Raw genomic sequence first — 16,691 nt, forward strand, 5'->3', positions numbered from 1 at the left:
AAATGGTTCTATTTATCCAGCAGCTTCGTAAGCTTTGCGAAGCCAATCGATCATTTCTGATGAGTATTGTTCTTCGTGATTGATGACTATCCGATGGCTGACCATTCCGCTTGATTTGGTGTCAGCTTCAAGTAATCCACTGGGTTCTTGGCCTTTTAGATTGATGCCAATGTCAAACCTAGTTTTCGTGGCAGGGATAAGCATGGCAAATTGCTTTTTGCGGCGAACGCTGACATAGGCGTTTTTTGGAGCAAATTCAACATCCTTTCCAAAGGCAGCTATTTCTTTTTTGAGGCTTTCGAAGGTAGGAAGCCAATGTTCCTTGCCTTTGTATTGTTTTTGGATCAGATCATCAGAGTCGGTGGCTGACCCGGCATCTGACTGGAGTGCTTTGTGGGCCACGAGGTTGGCAAAACCATGAGTGAATTCATGGTTTGTTTTCAGGTATTTGACGATTTCCCCATGCTTGAGCAGTTTCTCTTTCTGAACAATGGAAATCCAATCTTCCAGACTTTTACCAGTATTCTTCTGGAGATTGTTAATCATGGTTTGGGTGGCTGCATCCATAGTAGCTTTTTTTAGACAGTGAATGTGACAGAAATAGGGAAATGATCTGAGGCCCGAATGAGCGAATCTTTGATTCCTTGGACGATAGTATCATCTTTTTCAGTATAAGGATTCCAGACTTTTCCATATTGGAAAGTGATTTGCTGACTGACGAGAATATGATCGATCAGGACGTTGAATTCATCTCCGGTGATTCGATCCCGATATCTTCCCGAATTCGGTACCCATCCGTAAGCATTTAGTTTGGGTTTGGGAAGCACAGACTTCAAGATCCATTCAGGTTTCCAAGGATCTCCGAGCAGAATCTCGACAGCACTTTTATTGAATTTATTTTCGTAGAAATCCAGCTCAAAACCATCATTGATATCGCCCATCACCACTACAGCTTGGTCTTTTGCCAGATAGTCGTCGCATCGGGATCGGATATGTGTGCACTCTGCAAATAGCCTCAGACGGTCTCGGTGAGAGAGTTGCTCAAATCTCGCATAATCTACCCGGTCAAAAATCCCCTTTGATTTGGTGTGTGCGATGATGATGCGCGTGATGAGTTGGTCATCCAGTCCCAAAACACTGAGCTCCAAGGGTGGTCGGTAGTGCTTGTATTGCTCATGCACTAGTCGATTTAGTGTGTCTACCAGGAATGGTTCTTTAAAACTTTTCTTGGGATCGTTTTCGGGAGTGAAGAGCACTTTCATTTTGTCCGGACGATATAGGGCGCAAAGCTCCTGCTGTCCAGGTGAAGGAAATCCGTGAATCGCTTTATAGGTACTGCCGGGCATGAAAGTTTGTGCCCAAACCTCCAACTGTTTGGAAGCAGTTTTGGACTGATCGACCAAGGTATTGGGACCCTCGACTATCCCGATGAAATCCGGATTGATTGTCTGGATGACTTCCGCTAATTGTTCACTGCGTTTTTTTTCGGCTGCTGTCATTCTAGGGATTCCGTCCAGGTCAAAGAGATCCCTCATCCATTCTACATTGTATACGCTAAAAGTAAGATCCATAAAAAAGCATTTGAGGTAAGAGCTTTAAGATAAGCAAATTGCCTCAAATGCCAGATGGGAAGTCTTGATTATCAGACTTTGATGTAGATTTTCCTTTTGTCCATCCAAAGCCCGATCAGCCAAATCAGCAGCATGTAACTGATGGCAAATAGAAAGGAGGCATTTTTAGGACTTAGCCAAGATGTATAGAGGTTGGTATAGATGCTTCCTTTCAGAGTCGTATCTCCCACGGGAATCATCGAAAGTAAGGTGACGACCACTCCTGAAAGGATGTACAAAATCAGTGGGTTTCTCCCAAAAACCTGAAAGAAATAGGTCCAAGATTGAATTTTTCGGACTTCGATGAGAAAAATCAAGCCAGCCAAAAGCAGCAAGTCCCATCCTACGGTGATCAGCACATAGGAACTTGTCCAGATTTTCTTATTGATAGGGAATACCAAATCCCAGAGATAGCTGCCTGCGATCAGCACGACTCCGGAAACCATGAGAGTTCTCACAGTCACTACCGTATTTCCTTTTTTCTGGATGTATTTGCCTGCCAGATAGCCACCTATGACATTCACAATGGCTGGCAGTGTACTCAGGATTCCTTCTGGGTCAAATGGAATTCCTTCACCTCCATACATTCTCTCAGGGCCGATTAGCTGCAGATCGAGTAAAATGGCAGCATTCCCTTCCAAGGAATAGTCTCCAAATAGTGCCATGATCAGCCAATAGGCGAGCAAAGCTATCGCGGAAAAAATCCAACCAAATCGCTCTCCTCCGTAGTATAGCACGACTGCGGCAAAGAAATATGCCAGGGCAATTCGCTGGAGAACTCCAAATAGCCGGACTTCCGCAAGGTCAATAAAAGCCCATTGTCCGACTTCATTCGGCTCAAAAAAAGGAAAAGCATTGAGTAACCAGCCGATGAGGAAAATCAAGAAAGTCCTTTTACCTACTTTTTTGAAAAAATCAGAGGCCGACATGTCAGAAAGCTTCCTCATGGCAAAGCTCATAGCATTGCCTACCACAAATAGAAATGTAGGAAAAACCAGGTCAGTGGGTGTGAATCCATGCCAGTCTGCATGGGCCAATGGGGGGTAAAGATTGGACCAAGAGCCAGGTGTATTGACTATGATCATGAAGGCAATGGTCATACCTCTCAGGACATCCAAGGCCAGATAGCGGTTGCCTAGCCCTGTTTGTTGGGGGATTTGTGTCATGGATGGTGGTTTTAAATTCAATATATTCTATCGCCTGAAGATAAAATATTATCTTGTTTCTGTCTCTTGATGCAAACGAATGTACTCCTATGAAAAAAGTCGATCTAAAAACCCTTCTCGCAGATACTACCGTCAACTTATCAAAAAGGCCTACTGCCATTGATTTGGAAACTTCAGAAAAGAAGAAAAAACAAAAGTTGAACGATCTGAGAGAAGATTTGAGCAAGCATCAAGATATCTTATATGCTCATGGCAAATATGGGGTTTTGATTTGTCTTCAGGGAATGGATACTGCGGGCAAGGACAGTCTGATCCGCGAGGTCTTTCAGGAATTCAATCCGAGAGGAGTGGTTGTCCATAGTTTCAAGACTCCGAGCACCTTGGAGCTGAAGCATGACTATCTCTGGAGGCATTACCTCCGATTGCCTGAGCGGGGTAAGTATGCTGTTTTCAACAGGACTCACTATGAAAATGTCCTCGTGACCAGAGTTCATCCCGAATACATTTTGGCCGAAAATATCCCTGGGATCAATCAAGTGGAGGATATTCCGGAGGATTTTTGGAAGAAGCGCTTTGAGCAGATTCGGAATTTTGAAAAACATGTAACTGAAAACGGTACGATCATATTGAAGTTTTTTCTCCATTTGGGGAAAGAAGAGCAGAGAAAAAGACTCCTGAGAAGACTCGAACACGAAAAGCACAATTGGAAGTTTTCGCCTGGTGATCTGAAGGAGCGAGCTCTTTGGGATCAATACCAGCAATATTATGAAGAAGCTATCAATGAGACTTCTGCCCCGCATGCCCCTTGGTATATCATCCCTTCAGACAATAAAGAAACGGCTCGATTACTTGTAGCCAAGGTGATTTACGAAACGATGATGAAACTGGAAGGAGTACAGGAACCAGAGCTGGATTCGGACGTCAAGGAGCATTTGTCCAAGTATCGGGAGATGCTTGCGAAAGAAGAATAATAGGAGTCTTTGAAATTGGGGAATTCCACCTCAGAAGTGGGGAGATTTTTCCTCATTAATCTTCTTGTAATAGTAGATTATGGAAAAAAACGCGGCTAATCGACAAATTGGCGTAAACTTTTAGTCAGTTTGGAGGGTTCTTTTTTCCGGTCAATCAATAAACTGGCTTTCCTTGTTTTTTTGAAGCAATTGGCTTGTTTATTGAGTCTGTTTTTACCTAAATTCTATTCACAAATTCTCTTTTAGCCATTACTACCAAGCGGATCCTTTCGAAAATTTTTAAGATCCTGGGCATTGTCTTAGGAGTCCTTCTTGTGATTTTGATCGCAGTGGTTCTTTTTATCCGTAGCCCATGGGGTCAGGCAGTAGTTGTAGAAAAAGCGAGTGCATTTATCCGTGAAAAAACTGATACTGAGTTTCATATCGGTCGTCTCTATGTTACGTTTTCTGGAAATGTCTATTTGGAGGATTTTTATCTGGAAGACCAAAATCAAGATACCTTGCTGTATTCCAAAAAGCTGGAAGCGGGGCTGGCTTTGGCTCCTTTTTTTTCTACGGGGAAAATCCACGTCACCAAATTACACTGGGAAGACCTAATGGCAAGAGTGAGTCGGCGTGAGGAGACCGGAAAATTTAACTTCGATTTTTTGCTGGAAGCATTTGCGGCAGATAGCAGTGCCGCGGACACTCCTACAGACACCACAGGCTCTGATCCTCTGATCATAGAGATTTCATCTACCAGACTGCGAAATTTTGATCTCAGCTATCAGGATGAAGAGCTCGGGATAGATGCATTATTGAAAATGGGTGAGTTGGAAGTGGATATTCCAGAAATCAATTTGGAAACATATTTTTTTGAAGTTGAAGAGGTAGCGCTACGCAATACTCAGGTGAAATACCACCAAACCAAAGCTTTCCCACCCTCAGAAGAGGAGGCTGAGGAAGCTCCTTTGCCAATTTTGGAACTTGGATCCTTGAGTCTCAGTCAGGTCTCGGTGGACTATCAGAGTGTGCCTGATCAAATGGAAGCTCAGGCAGACTTAGGATGGTTGGAAATCCAACTGCCTGAAGCGAATCTAGCCGAGCAATTGGTGCATCTGAAATTAGCTGAAGTGCAGGAAACTAAGATTCGATACGCTGATTATTCGACGACTCCGATTCAAGATTCTTCTTCAGAGAGTGAAAGTGCAGAGTTTACCTGGCCAGAGTGGGATGTCCGTCTGGACAAAATCTCAATAGAAGGCACCGAACTCGCATATCAGACGACTGGATCGGTTGGACGAGATGGAGTTTTTGACCCGAATAATATCCTGATTCAGGATTTGCTTTTGGATCTGGAGGACTTGCAACTGGATGAGTCCGCTTTTGAGGCTGATTTGAATGATTTTCGATTCAAGGAAAGAAGTGGGTTTGAATTGGAGACGTTGACACTCGGATTGGAGGTCAGCTCTACAGAGACCCGTATCAACGATCTGGAGGTGAAAACGAACCGAAGTCAATTGGAGCTAGAATCACTCTTTGAATACTCCTCTATTTCTCAATTGATAAATCAGCCAGATTTGCTTCAGGTAGAACTAGCTATTTCAGATACCTATCTGGATCTGAGGGATGCTTACTTTTTCTCCCCAGAACTTGCGCAGGATACTTTACTTAGCAAACTAGCTCAGGCTCCTATCAGGCTTGAAGGAACAGTCTCCGGAGATACTGAGGCTTTGGATTTGGACCAATTGGACTTGGCATGGTCAGAGACAAGGCTGACTGCGAATGGAAGATTGCTAGATTGGATGGATCCAGATAGGATTGTGGTAGACTTGCCGGAGATTCATATCGCTTCTGTGCGTCAGGATTTGGTAAAGTGGGTAGATGAGCAAGCAATGGGAATCAAGCTACCAGAGGAATTGGAAGTGAATTCCCAAATCCGCGGAAGTCTGCAAGATATTTGGGCTAAAGTGGAGGTAGAGTCAAGTTTGGGAGAGATATTCTTGGATGCTACATATCAGGATTCGGAGCAACTCGCTTTCGATGCCAAACTCGATGTTCAAAACTTCCAATTGGGGAACTTGCTTCAAACTCCTGAGCTGGACACGCTTAGTTTTCAGGTTTTGGCCAAAGGCTCTGGAAGAGATTTATATGCTCTGAATGCAGAATTGACCTCGGTCTTTGAGAGGCTTCCTGTCTATGGGGGAGACTATAGCGGACTCTTGCTGGAAGGGAAACTGGTCGATGGAGCCGGAGATGTGCAGATGGCACTGGATCAGGAGTTTTTGAAGTTTGACCTGTCGACACATTTGGATTTGGATTCTGTCAATTCCAAGATCAATCTTGTCCTCAACTTAGAGGGGGCGGATTTCAAAGAAATGGGATTGACGGGAGAAAATAGCCGTGCAAAGCTTCAACTGGAAGCTGATTTTGAAGGAAATCCAGAGAGCTTTGATTTGAAAGCTTTTTTGCATGATGGGAATGTGTTTTACAAAGACAGAAACTATCAGACCGGTGATCTTCAAGTGGATGCCAGTTTGAGGCCCGATAGCACCAGTGTGACCATCGATAGCAAAGTGGTGAACGGTTACGTTCGTACCAATACCGATCCTAGTCAGCTTCAGCAGGCACTTTCTGAATTGTTTACTCATTATTTGGACTCGAGTTCTCAAGCAAGAGAAACACAAGATTCTCTGGTGATGCAGCTGGATCTGAGTATTTCTGATGATCCTTTGCTCAGCGAAGTATTGCTTGGTGGACTGGAAGATTTTGACAGTGCCAAGATCAAAGTGGACTTCGTGCAGGCCAGAGACTCTTTGGTGGCTTCTGTCGATTTCCCTTATATCAATTATGCCGGGACAGAGTTAGATAGCTTGAGGGTTAGGATCAATGCTGACAGAACAGATTTAGATCTGGAGTTAGGCTTTTTGGCATTGAATACAGGACCTATTGCGATGCAAAAAACTTCGTTTTCGGGTGTCTTGGAAAACTCGATGATGAATATGGATTTTTACACCTATCATGAGGAAGAAGTTCTGGCTCATGTGCCATTTCAGATAGGGATCCATGGGGACTCGGTAGAAGTGCACCTGGTACCGGAAGATCTTATTTTGGACAATTCCCCATGGCAGATACCCGAAAGCAATTTGGTGGTGTATTCTACCGGAAATCTAGAGTTTCGAGAGTTTGATCTAAGTAGTGAGAGCCAGCGTCTTCAGATTCAGAATGATATTCCTGGCTTTACCGAAAAGAACCTTGCAGTGGATTTCAGCGATTTTAGACTGGAGACATTGACTGGCTTGCTGAATGCTACGGATACTTTGGCAGGAGGAGCTCTACAGGGGCAGTTGGTGGTGGAAAATCCTTTCGGTGCGACCGGAATCATGGGCAAGCTACGGGTAGAAGATTTGATTGTGATGGACACCCATTTGGGTAATTTGGACTTAGAGGCAACTGCCAAAAGCTTGGGGAATTATTTGTTGAATCTAGGACTGCAGGATGAAGGTGTGGAGCTTGGATTAGAGGGGAGTTTCGTGGCGGATGAAGCAGGTGGGACTTTTGACCTGAACCTAGATTTGGACAGGATCGATATGGAAAAAATAGCTTCTCTTTCTCAAGGACAATTGACCGAAGGAAAAGGATACATCAGTGGCACGGTCAAAGCCAGCGGAAGTACCAATGATCCTAGATATGAAGGAGAATTTCAATTCCAAGAGGCATCTGTCATTCCTACGCAGTTGAGTACCACCTACGTTTTGTCGGATGAGGTGATTAGGTTGGACAACGAAGGAGTGTATTTGGATCAGTTTACTATTCGGGATGGGGAAGGAAATACTTTCGCGATCGACGGGACAGTGCTGACGGAAAGCTATACCAATCCATCTTTTGACCTCCAGATCACGGCAAAAAATTTCTTGGCTATCAATTCTTCCAATGAAGATAATGAGTTGGTGTATGGCAAGGCAAGTTTGGACGCAGATGTCACTGTTGAGGGAGATTTGACTCTTCCTGTCGTCCGGGCCAATCTTAAAGTACGGGACAATACAGATCTGACGGTGATCATCCCCGAATCTGAGTTGGATGTGGTGGAGAGACAGGGTGTCGTGACTTTTGTCAATAAGTCTGACCCGGATGATATTTTGACGAGGCCGCTTGATCAGACTAGCAGTGGATTTTCCGGTTATGATATTCAAGCAAGTTTGGCAGTAGATTCCGAAGCTAATTTCAAGATTGTCATCGACCCGTATACCGGGGATAATTTGACCATTGCGGGTGATTCGGAACTCAGATTGGAAATCAATCCCAATGGAAGGATGACCATGATGGGCGACTATGAAGTTAATGATGGGTTCTACGAAATGACTTTGTATAATCTGATCAGTAAAAAGTTTGAGATCAACTCAGGGAGTCGCATCACTTGGAATGGGGATCCTATGGATGCAAGTATGGATATTCAGGCAATATACGAAGTAGAAACAAGCGCTTCCGACTTGATGGCTTCCCAGCTTACAGGCTCCAATACGGAAGTCAAGAGCCAGTACCAACAACGCCTCACTTTTCTGGTGTATCTCAATGTCAAAGGAGAACTCCTCAAACCTGAGATTACATTTGCTTTGGACATGCCCGAAAACCAGCGTGGAGCTTTTGGGGGAAATGTCTATTCGCGTGTCCTACAGCTCAATGGACAGGAAGATGAGCTAAACAAGCAGGTGTTTTCCCTGTTGGTTTTGGATCGCTTTTTCCCATCGCAGGGAAGCGACGGTTCCAATGGAGGAGCTGAAGCAATTGCCCGGAATAGTGCCAGCCAGATACTGTCCGATCAGATGAATGCACTCTCCAGCAAGCTTTTCGGAGACACTGGATTTTCGCTTGGCTTTGATGTGGATAGCTACCAAGACTATCAGACTGGAACTGCCCAAAATAGGACTGATTTGAATATCAACGCTCAGCAGAAACTCTTTGATGATCGTGTGATTGTCAAGGTGGGTAGCCAAGTAGGAATAGAAGGCAACTCTCAATCTCAGGAAGAAGAAGCCAATGCTTTGCTGGCCAATATCAGTTTTGAATACCTGCTGACAGAAGATGGGCGCTGGAGAATCAGGGCATTTCGCGAAAATCAATTTGAGTCTATCATTGATGGACAGCTGTTTGTGACTGGATTGGGCTTGATTTTCAACCGGGACTTCAATGAATTTAGTGAGCTGTGGAGGCCTCCAGTTAAGGATGAAGAGGATTCTGAGGAGCAGTCGGATTCTTCAAAGAAAAATCAGCAGGGAACCAAAAAAGAAGAAAATGAAAATGAGAAAGAATAGCCCCATATTTTCTCTGGCAGTCCTGCTACTTCTGGTTGGTTGTAGTGTCAAAAAGTTTATTCCAGAGGAGGAGATGCTGTACAAAGGCGCTGAGCTGGAAGCTCAATACAGCGAAAAAGTAAGGGGTAGAAAGCAGATTACTGAAGAACTCGAAGGGCTGATGAGACCGGATCCCAATCGAAAGATTCTTGGCATGTACGTAGGACTCTGGGCCCACTATAAGAGTCAAGAGGATAGCCCCGGGTTTATTCCCAAGTTTCTGAATAAAAAAATAGGAGAAAAGCCTGTTTATTTTTCTCAAGTAGATCCGGCCAGAACCGAAGAGCTGATTATCAATCGACTGGAAAATAGAGGGTTTTTCTATAGCCAGGCTACATCAGAAGTGAAGATGAAAAATCAATTTGCTTCTGTAAAATACACGGCGGAGATCACCGAGCCCTACAAAATGGATACTCTGATTCTTGAGAGGGATTCTTTGGAAATCGAACATGAAATGCTCCTTGCTCAAGAAGAGAGCTTTTTGCAAAAAGGAGATCGATTTGATCTGGACCGGTTCAAAAAGGAAAGGGATCGAATAGACTCTTTGCTCAAATCTAAGGGGTACTATAATTTTAATTCGGACTATTTGATTTTCGAAGCGGATACCAATGATACGGATTCACTGAGGAATTTCAGGCTCTATCTGAGGTTGAAGAATAATGTACCGGACAATGGGCTTGTTCCCTATGTGGTCGATAGCATCTTGGTGTTTCCCAATTATTCTGTAGAAGAACAGGCTAGCGATGCTGACACCGTACGATATAATGAAAAACAATACATCCAAGAGGGCACAGTTTTCAAAGAAGAACTATTGGATCAGTACATCCTCATTGAAAACGGCAAACGCTATGATCCGCACAAATCAAGGCTGAGTAGTAACAGGTTGAGTGCAATAGGCAATTACAAATTTGTCAACCTGAGGTATAAAGATTTAAACAAATTTGACTCGACAGGGCATTTGAGAGCAGATTTTCAGCTTTCTCCGATGACCAAGCGATCTGTTCGAACGGAGTTGCTGGGTGTGTCCAAGTCCAACAGTTTTGCCGGTCCGGCAGTGACATTGAGCTATAAAAACAGAAATCTATTTCATGGGGGCGAGATGCTCAATCTCAGCGCCCGGGCTGGATATGAATTCCAAGTTGCCAAAGGGGATCGGACGGGACTTCAGTCCTTCGAGTTGGGGCTACAGGGAGATTTGGTCTTTCCTCGGATTATCTTTTTTGTGCCAATCAGGGAGAGGTTTAGCTATTCGGTGCCAAAGACCAAGGCCAGCCTGGGTGTGGAATACCTGAGTAGGGGGGGCTTGTATCGCTTAAATTCTTTCTATTCTTCCTTTGGGTACTTCTGGAATGCAAATCGCTTTGCCTATCATGAGTTTAATCCGATCAGTGTCAATTTGGTCAATTTGACCCAAACTTCTCCTGAGTTTGAGGAGATTCTTGACAACAATCCATTTTTGAGAAGAAGTTTTGAACAAAATTTTATCCTTGGAATCAATTATCTATTCAATTACAATAAGCTGAATGATAGATTTCGAACTCACGCCTATTTTTTAGGCTTTGGGGTAGATTTTGCAGGCAATCTAGCTCATGGGCTTGAGTCACTTTTCAATTCGGATGATGGGAAGGTTTTTGGCCTGGAATACGCACAGTATGGGAAGTTTGACTTGGATTTGCGCTATCATCTCAATTTTGGGAAAGAGCAGACGATCGCTACTAGACTATTTGCTGGTTGGGGCATCCCCTTAGGAAGAAGTGTTTCTTTGCCTTACTCCAAACAGTTTTTCTCAGGAGGGCCTCACAGCATCCGGGCCTTTCGGATCCGTTCCATTGGTCCTGGTAGTTATCGCCCAGAGGCCTCGGATGTGAATTCGTATTTTGATCAGGCAGGGGATATTCGGCTGGAAGGGAATATTGAGTATCGGTTTCCGATATTCTCGTTTTTGAAGGGGGCGCTATTCATGGATGCCGGTAATATTTGGCTTCAAAATGAAAATGAAGCTTTGCCAGGAGGAAAGTTCAGTTCGAATTGGTGGAAAGAGATTGCTGTCGGAACAGGAGTTGGGATGCGGATAGATATTCAGTTTTTCGTTTTGCGGTTTGATTTGGCCATTCCAGTACGCTTTCCATATTTGCCGGATGGAGAGCAATGGGGCAATAGTTTTGATATAGGAAGCAAATCCTGGAGAAGAGAAAACCTTATTTTCAATTTTGCGATAGGGTATCCGTTTTAATCTATCAACCTTGTGTTTTGGGCTATTTAAGCACTTTTTCTACATTGTCGGGTAAATGTCGGGTCAAATCCGAGTGTTTTTCGCCCTTTGTCTCGACCTAAAAAGAGAAATTGCCATGGTTAAATCAAAATCACAATTCACAATGAAACAACCAGAATTAGGCAAAAGAATCTCTGAAATGAGAAAAGCAAAAGGACTGACGCAAGAGCAGTTGGTCGAGATGTGCAATCTGAATGTGCGGACTATCCAACGGATCGAAGCAGGGGAGGTGACTCCAAGAAGCTATACGGTCAAGGCTTTGTTTGAAGCCTTGGGAATTGAAGGTAAAGAGGTGGAACCTACAGAATCCGAGCTCCCCCACTCATCCAAACTACCGTGGCTATACGCAGGCTTGGTGGGCGGTCTTGTTTACTTTTTTCTATCATACTTTGAAATCAGTATGGAGATAGAATGGGTGGAAGGAGTTCTTCTCAATGAGACATCCTTAGCTTGGGTCAAAGCAGGAGTCTTAGTTACATTCTCTCTGTTTCTATTAGGCTTGAAACAAATGGCAGTGGTCTTCCCAAATAAGCTATTAAAAATTGCACTTCTCTTGATGCTGATATTTAATGCTTTTTGGATTGGAGTGGATCTGATTTGCTTGATGAGCGATGCTTATGCTATTGAAGATTATTACTTTGTCAAGCTGGCCTCGTTTGGTTTGGCTTATGGCCTGATGGGGGTTGGATATCTATCCTATAAAAACCTCTGGTCTACAATCCCTCAAATCATCGGAGCACTGGGCATCGTCGCGGGAGTAATGATTTTTTCTGTCATCGGAGCTTTGTTTGGACTGATTCCGCTGACTTTGTTTGAATTGGGAGAAATTGGATTTTTAATCTGGGGCATTACTAAAATCGGGAGAACTTCTTCTCCCGATTCTATTTTTAGCTCTCAAGTATCTGCTTAATTTTTTCCTTTACTGATTTGAGTATCTCAGCATTTTTTGGACTTGAAGTTTCGATTTCCAAGATTTTAGGATGAATCCCGGGACTGTAAAAATCAGAAAGTGCTGTGCTGAGCTCATCTTGAGTGGTGACTTTGCTGTAGAAAAATCCAAATTCGGTAGCTAGATGGTCGGCAGTCAGACTTTGCTTAGTTTCAAAAAACTCTTCAAGTTCTGGTTGATTGGCTGGTCCCTCGATCAATCGGAAAATTCCCCCAGCATGATTGTTCAGTAGGATTATCCGTAGATTTGGCATAGTATAGTTGTGCCAAAAAGCATTGCGATCGTAGAAAAATGCCAAATCTCCTGTAATCAAAGTGACCGGGTCTTTGGTTGTAAAAGTGCAGCCTACAGCAGTGCTTGAGGACCCATCTATCCCACTGGTGCCGCGGTTGCAGTATAGTTCCTGCTCACGCTTTCCCAGTTGATTGATGTAGCGTACGGACATCGAATTGGCCAGATGAATCTTTCCTATTCTAGGGATATGTTTTACGACACAGTCTAAGGCTGCATATTCTCCAAATGGCAGACTTTGAAGGATTGGAGTCAAATTGGCTGCAACTAAATTTTCCAGCGCTACCCAAGAGCTTTTGAACTCGATGTCTTGATCTCCTAGATTTTGAGTAAGCCAAGTCAGAAACAAAGTAGGTGAACTAGGCAGGATTTGTGTCAAACTCTGGAATGTGTCTCTTGTTTTTCCCTCTTCCTGTATATGCCAATGAGGAACCTTACATTTCCTCAGAAATAATTTCAGGGGTTTTGAAATAATGGATTTTCCAAAGCTTAAGATCAGGTCAGGCTTGAGTGTAGCAGCGATAGCATCATTGCCTAACCAGTGATCATGTAGGCTGATGGTGTGCTCAGATTGCAAATTAGATATAGTATCCGTCACGACTACCACATGTTTTTCTTGAGCGAGTTGGTCCAATAGCTGTTGTATTGCTTTATTGGGATCCTGCTGACCAACTATGACTAAGATTTTTTTCGTCAGTTGGAGCCTACTGCTGAGCTGGGTGTAGGTAGTCGGATCCAGATCTGCAATACGCGCGATGCGGTTGAAAACTTTTGGGTTCTCCGGAAATACGATGACTTCTTCCTTGGGAGGATAGAATGGCTCCCGGAGAGGAATATTGATATGAACAGGTCCCAATGGTGCCTGCATGGCCACATTTAGCGCTTCATTGACTAATCTGCTGCTATGCCACGCCAAGTCGGCTTGATTAGTTTGGTCTGGAAGTTCGTAGCTCGCTTTGACATGCTTTCCATAGACATCCTGCTGAAAAATAGTCTGCCCGTCAAATTGATCTATCCATTCGCAAGGTCGATCAGCGGTTAAGATGAGTAAGGGGATTTCTTGAAAGAATGCTTCAGCAATCGCCGGATAATAATTCAGCGCAGCAGAACCGCTCGTGCAGACCAGAGCTACTGGTTTTTTGAGTTGCTGCGCCATGCCCAAAGCAATGAATGCAGCCGAACGTTCATCAGAGATGGTTCTGGCTTGAATATCCGGGTGTCTGGCAAAAGCCAGCGTCAAAGGAGCACACCTGGAACCTGGCGAAAGAATCACATGGTGAACGCCTTTTTTGGCACAGATTGCGACCAGATCAATAATAGAAGAAGGGATCAAGCTTGTGAGTTTTGGATGAATTTACCGATGATTTCGCATTTCATTTCGGTTTCCTCCCATTCTTTGGCAGGATCGGAATCTTCAGTGACTCCAGCTCCGGCATAAAGTGTGACTTTTCCATCCTGAAATGAAGCTGTTCTCAAGTTTACAAAGATCGAAGTAGAATCCGCGATATTCACTGGGCCGATGAACCCTGCAAAAAAGGAACGATCAAACCCTTCATTTTTCTTGAGGAAATCATGGGATTCTTTTCTAGGCATGCCACAGACAGCAGAGGTAGGATGCAGGAGATCTAGCATTACAGTACCTAGTTGAGGGAAGTTGGTCTCCTTCATATTGACACGGAAGTCGGACCGAAGGTGAAGAAGGCTTCCGGCCATGACGGTTTTGGGACCATGCTCATCGTATTCTCTGAGACGGATTCTTTTGAAACAATCCACGATATAGCGACTTACTAGTGCCTGCTCTTCAATTTCTTTTTGGGTCCAAGCTGCAGTTTTGAGAGGATTTTCTCCTTTGGCTGCCTGTGTCCCTGCCAATGACATAGTGTAAAACTCATCGCCTTTGGTTTCGATCAGTACTTCTGGACTTGCTCCAAGCCAGGTGCCTATTTGAGGGAGATGAAAGAAATTGACAAAGGAGTTGGGAGATGCTTGCAGTAGACGATGGATCGCTATGGCCAAATCAAAATTCTCAGGAATATCCATACTCTTGGTGCGGGCGGGCACCACTTTTTCTAGAAAGCCATCTTGAATAGATCGAATACCTTTTTCTACCAATTCAATAAAATGATCTCTGGAGTCTCCTTCGGCTTCTTTGGTACTGCCGCTAGTCAGAGATTGGGTTTTAGAAATTGATTTGAGTGCTTTCTGTGGCGACGTATCAGAATTGATCCGAACCCATTCTGGCAGCTCTTGCTCATCGAGATCCTGGTCCAGTTCCAAACTGAAATAGTTGGATGCCTGAATGAAGTAGGCTTCTTTATCTTTTTGGTCTTCAAAAGGATGGGCGATGAATCCTGCAGGCAATTCTTCTAGCTGAAGTGACACTTTTTTGACGTGCTCATCTCCGTCTAATGCAAATTCCAATAGATTGGATTTGGGTTTTCTCCATATGGCAAAGGACCCTCCGGAACCAAAGCCTGCTCGAAGGAATCGGTCCAAGACCTGGGTAATTGTAAGCGAATTTAGTTGGATAGATTCGATCATTTTCTATCTAAAATAGCTAGGGTGATTCTACTGATGCAGCACAGCGCTTTGGCTTCATTGAAGATTTTGATTTCCCATACTTGAGTGGATTTTCCCACGTGGATAGGACTGGCTTTGCCTGTGACTTTGCCTTCAGTGACGGATTTTAAGTGATTGGCATTGATCTCCAAGCCTACGCATAGCTGCTTTTGACTATCTACAGTCATAGCACCGGCGACAGAACCTAAAGTCTCGGCCAGCACTACGCTTGCACCTCCATGTAACAGACCAAAGGGCTGTTTGGTTCGAGAATCGACCGGCATAGTCGCTTCAATAAAATCATCTCCAATGGCGGTAAACTCAATCCCGAGATGCTCCACCATATTTCCTTTGCTCATCAAGTTGAGCTGATCCAAATCAGGCTTTGAACGAAAGACCATGTATTTCTAAAAGGATTTGTTTTTCTTTGGGCTTGGACAAAAATAGAGAAACTTGAATCGAAAAAAAATTTACTTAGTTAGGCACGGTCAGACAGATTTCAATTTGAAGGGAGTCGTACAAGGCTCCGGTATCGATGCTCCGATTAATGATACGGGTAGGGCACAAGCCAAGTCATTTTTTGAGGCGTATCAGCAAGTGCCTTTTGATCAAATCTATCACACTGCTTTGATCCGCACAAGGCAGTCAATCGAGTCATTTATTGAAAAAGGAATCCCTACCGGAGTCCTTCCCGAACTGAATGAAATATCCTGGGGTGACTATGAAGGCACTCCGATGACTCCGGAGGAGAGCCAGTACTATCAGCATATGCTTAGCCAGTGGCAGCAGGGTAATCTGGATTATGCGATCGCTGGTGGTGAAAGCCCCAATCAAGTGGCCGTAAGAATGCGTCAAGGGATTAAGAAAATAATGGATGGACCGGGAGAGACAGTACTGGTATGCATGCACGGCCGGGCTATGCGAATTTTTCTGAGCTTGATTTTTGGGTTTGATCTTTCAGAAATGGATCAGTTTGAGCATAGTAATTTATGCTTGTATCTGCTGGAGCAGCAGAGTGATGGATCATTTGTAATGCAAAAAGGAAACGACAGAGCACATCTTGCACCAGGGCTTTAACTCAGAGTCCTGCTCTCAGGTGTTTCTTTTTGTCCGACTGCTCTGCAAAAGCTTGGAGGTAATGCGCCAGGTTTTTTTCGCTTTCGGTCAGGTCAAATACGCGGAAAGCAATCTCTTGGAGCTTGACTCTTTTTTCTTCGCCTATTTCGATCACCAAATCGCCTACAAAGCACTCGTCAAAATCACCAGGTGGTAATTCGATCAGCAGAGCAAGCTCAGAATTGCCGGTATAGATTTTTGTGTCAAAAGCAGAAAATTGGGTTTCGATGCTTTTTAGATTCGTTTTGTGCTGCTTGAGTTCTTTGTTTTTGAAGAGGACCAAAAATGTTTTGGTTTCTACTTCATTGGCAGAAGCGGATAGCAGTAAAAGGAATGAAAACAGGGTGAATAAAGCTCTTCGCATAGCTACCAATATAAAAAATTAAATCACTGGAAAGCAAGGACTCCAAGCTAAAGACATAAAAAA

Annotated in this window: 12 protein-coding genes; 5 read left to right on the plus strand and 7 right to left on the minus strand. The window is 43.9% G+C overall.

What is annotated here, in order from left to right; translation table 11 throughout:
- Positions 1-12 precede the first annotated feature (12 nt).
- The 3 genes from G460_RS0120145 to G460_RS0120155 form a co-directional block, all read right to left on the minus strand.
- Positions 13-546 (minus strand): DUF5655 domain-containing protein, encoded by a 534-nt coding sequence (locus tag G460_RS0120145; protein ID WP_342667621.1) that lies wholly within the window; start codon positions 544-546, stop codon positions 13-15.
- A 32-nt stretch (positions 547-578) separates the two neighbouring features.
- The gene (locus G460_RS0120150) at positions 579-1,571 is read right to left on the minus strand and encodes an endonuclease/exonuclease/phosphatase family protein (RefSeq protein WP_026957024.1); all 993 of its coding nucleotides are present in this window, start codon (positions 1,569-1,571) and stop codon (positions 579-581) included.
- Positions 1,572-1,642: 71 nt separating this feature from the next.
- The gene (locus G460_RS0120155; protein ID WP_051316159.1) at positions 1,643-2,776 is read right to left on the minus strand and encodes an acyltransferase family protein; all 1,134 of its coding nucleotides are present in this window, start codon (positions 2,774-2,776) and stop codon (positions 1,643-1,645) included.
- Between the two features lie 89 nt (positions 2,777-2,865).
- Between G460_RS0120155 and G460_RS0120160 the strand changes: the two genes are divergently transcribed.
- From G460_RS0120160 to G460_RS22800, 4 genes are all read left to right on the plus strand, one after another.
- Positions 2,866-3,747, plus strand: a complete 882-nt coding sequence (locus G460_RS0120160) for a PPK2 family polyphosphate kinase (RefSeq protein ID WP_026957026.1) — start codon at positions 2,866-2,868, stop codon at positions 3,745-3,747.
- A gap of 314 nt (positions 3,748-4,061) precedes the next feature.
- Positions 4,062-9,038 carry a translocation/assembly module TamB domain-containing protein gene (locus tag G460_RS0120165; protein ID WP_245578772.1) on the plus strand — a complete coding sequence of 1,659 codons (4,977 nt, stop codon included), beginning with the start codon at positions 4,062-4,064 and terminating at the stop codon, positions 9,036-9,038.
- The gene (tamL, locus tag G460_RS0120170) at positions 9,019-11,310 is read left to right on the plus strand and encodes a translocation and assembly module lipoprotein TamL (RefSeq protein ID WP_245578773.1); all 2,292 of its coding nucleotides are present in this window, start codon (positions 9,019-9,021) and stop codon (positions 11,308-11,310) included. The genes G460_RS0120165 and tamL overlap by 20 nt, the downstream gene beginning before the upstream one ends.
- Positions 11,311-11,452: 142 nt before the next feature.
- Positions 11,453-12,259: a helix-turn-helix domain-containing protein gene (locus G460_RS22800; protein WP_084421493.1), complete on the plus strand. Its 807-nt coding sequence runs from the start codon at positions 11,453-11,455 to the stop codon at positions 12,257-12,259.
- Here G460_RS22800 and menD read toward each other — a convergent pair.
- Genes menD through G460_RS0120190 form a run of 3 tightly spaced genes read right to left on the minus strand, consistent with a single transcriptional unit; the run spans position 12,237 to position 15,549 of the window.
- Positions 12,237-13,922 (minus strand): 2-succinyl-5-enolpyruvyl-6-hydroxy-3-cyclohexene-1-carboxylic-acid synthase, encoded by a 1,686-nt coding sequence (gene menD / locus G460_RS0120180; protein ID WP_026957029.1) that lies wholly within the window; start codon positions 13,920-13,922, stop codon positions 12,237-12,239. The two genes, G460_RS22800 and menD, sit on opposite strands and share 23 nt — an antisense overlap.
- Positions 13,919-15,130: a chorismate-binding protein gene (locus tag G460_RS0120185; protein ID WP_035464821.1), complete on the minus strand. Its 1,212-nt coding sequence runs from the start codon at positions 15,128-15,130 to the stop codon at positions 13,919-13,921. Before G460_RS0120185 ends, menD begins: the two co-directional genes overlap by 4 nt.
- Positions 15,127-15,549, minus strand: a complete 423-nt coding sequence (locus G460_RS0120190) for a hotdog fold thioesterase (protein ID WP_026957031.1) — start codon at positions 15,547-15,549, stop codon at positions 15,127-15,129. The genes G460_RS0120185 and G460_RS0120190 overlap by 4 nt, the downstream gene beginning before the upstream one ends.
- A gap of 52 nt (positions 15,550-15,601) precedes the next feature.
- On the opposite strand from G460_RS0120190, the gene G460_RS0120195 reads away from it, so the two are divergent.
- The gene (locus G460_RS0120195) at positions 15,602-16,225 is read left to right on the plus strand and encodes a histidine phosphatase family protein (RefSeq protein ID WP_026957032.1); all 624 of its coding nucleotides are present in this window, start codon (positions 15,602-15,604) and stop codon (positions 16,223-16,225) included.
- Between the two features lies 1 nt (position 16,226).
- Here the strand turns inward: G460_RS0120195 and G460_RS0120200 are convergent, their stop codons facing one another.
- Positions 16,227-16,628, minus strand: coding sequence for a hypothetical protein (locus G460_RS0120200; RefSeq protein WP_026957033.1), 402 nt, complete (start codon positions 16,626-16,628; stop codon positions 16,227-16,229).
- Positions 16,629-16,691: the final 63 nt, after the last annotated feature.

The organism is Algoriphagus vanfongensis DSM 17529 (assembly GCF_000429465.1).
Lineage (GTDB): Bacteria > Bacteroidota > Bacteroidia > Cytophagales > Cyclobacteriaceae > Algoriphagus > Algoriphagus vanfongensis.

Excerpts from the sequence above, each read along its gene's own strand:
- G460_RS0120160 (WP_026957026.1), top strand. The coding sequence starts at position 2,866 with ATGAAAAAAGTCGATCTAAAAACCCTTCTCGCAGATACTACCGTCAAC.
- G460_RS0120155 (WP_051316159.1), bottom strand. The coding sequence starts at position 2,776 with ATGACACAAATCCCCCAACAAACAGGGCTAGGCAACCGCTATCTGGCC.
- tamL (WP_245578773.1), top strand. The coding sequence starts at position 9,019 with ATGAAAATGAGAAAGAATAGCCCCATATTTTCTCTGGCAGTCCTGCTA.
- G460_RS0120150 (WP_026957024.1), bottom strand. The coding sequence starts at position 1,571 with ATGGATCTTACTTTTAGCGTATACAATGTAGAATGGATGAGGGATCTC.
- G460_RS22800 (WP_084421493.1), top strand. The coding sequence starts at position 11,453 with ATGAAACAACCAGAATTAGGCAAAAGAATCTCTGAAATGAGAAAAGCA.
- G460_RS0120145 (WP_342667621.1), bottom strand. The coding sequence starts at position 546 with ATGATTAACAATCTCCAGAAGAATACTGGTAAAAGTCTGGAAGATTGG.
- G460_RS0120185 (WP_035464821.1), bottom strand. The coding sequence starts at position 15,130 with ATGATCGAATCTATCCAACTAAATTCGCTTACAATTACCCAGGTCTTG.
- G460_RS0120190 (WP_026957031.1), bottom strand. The coding sequence starts at position 15,549 with ATGGTCTTTCGTTCAAAGCCTGATTTGGATCAGCTCAACTTGATGAGC.
- G460_RS0120200 (WP_026957033.1), bottom strand. The coding sequence starts at position 16,628 with ATGCGAAGAGCTTTATTCACCCTGTTTTCATTCCTTTTACTGCTATCC.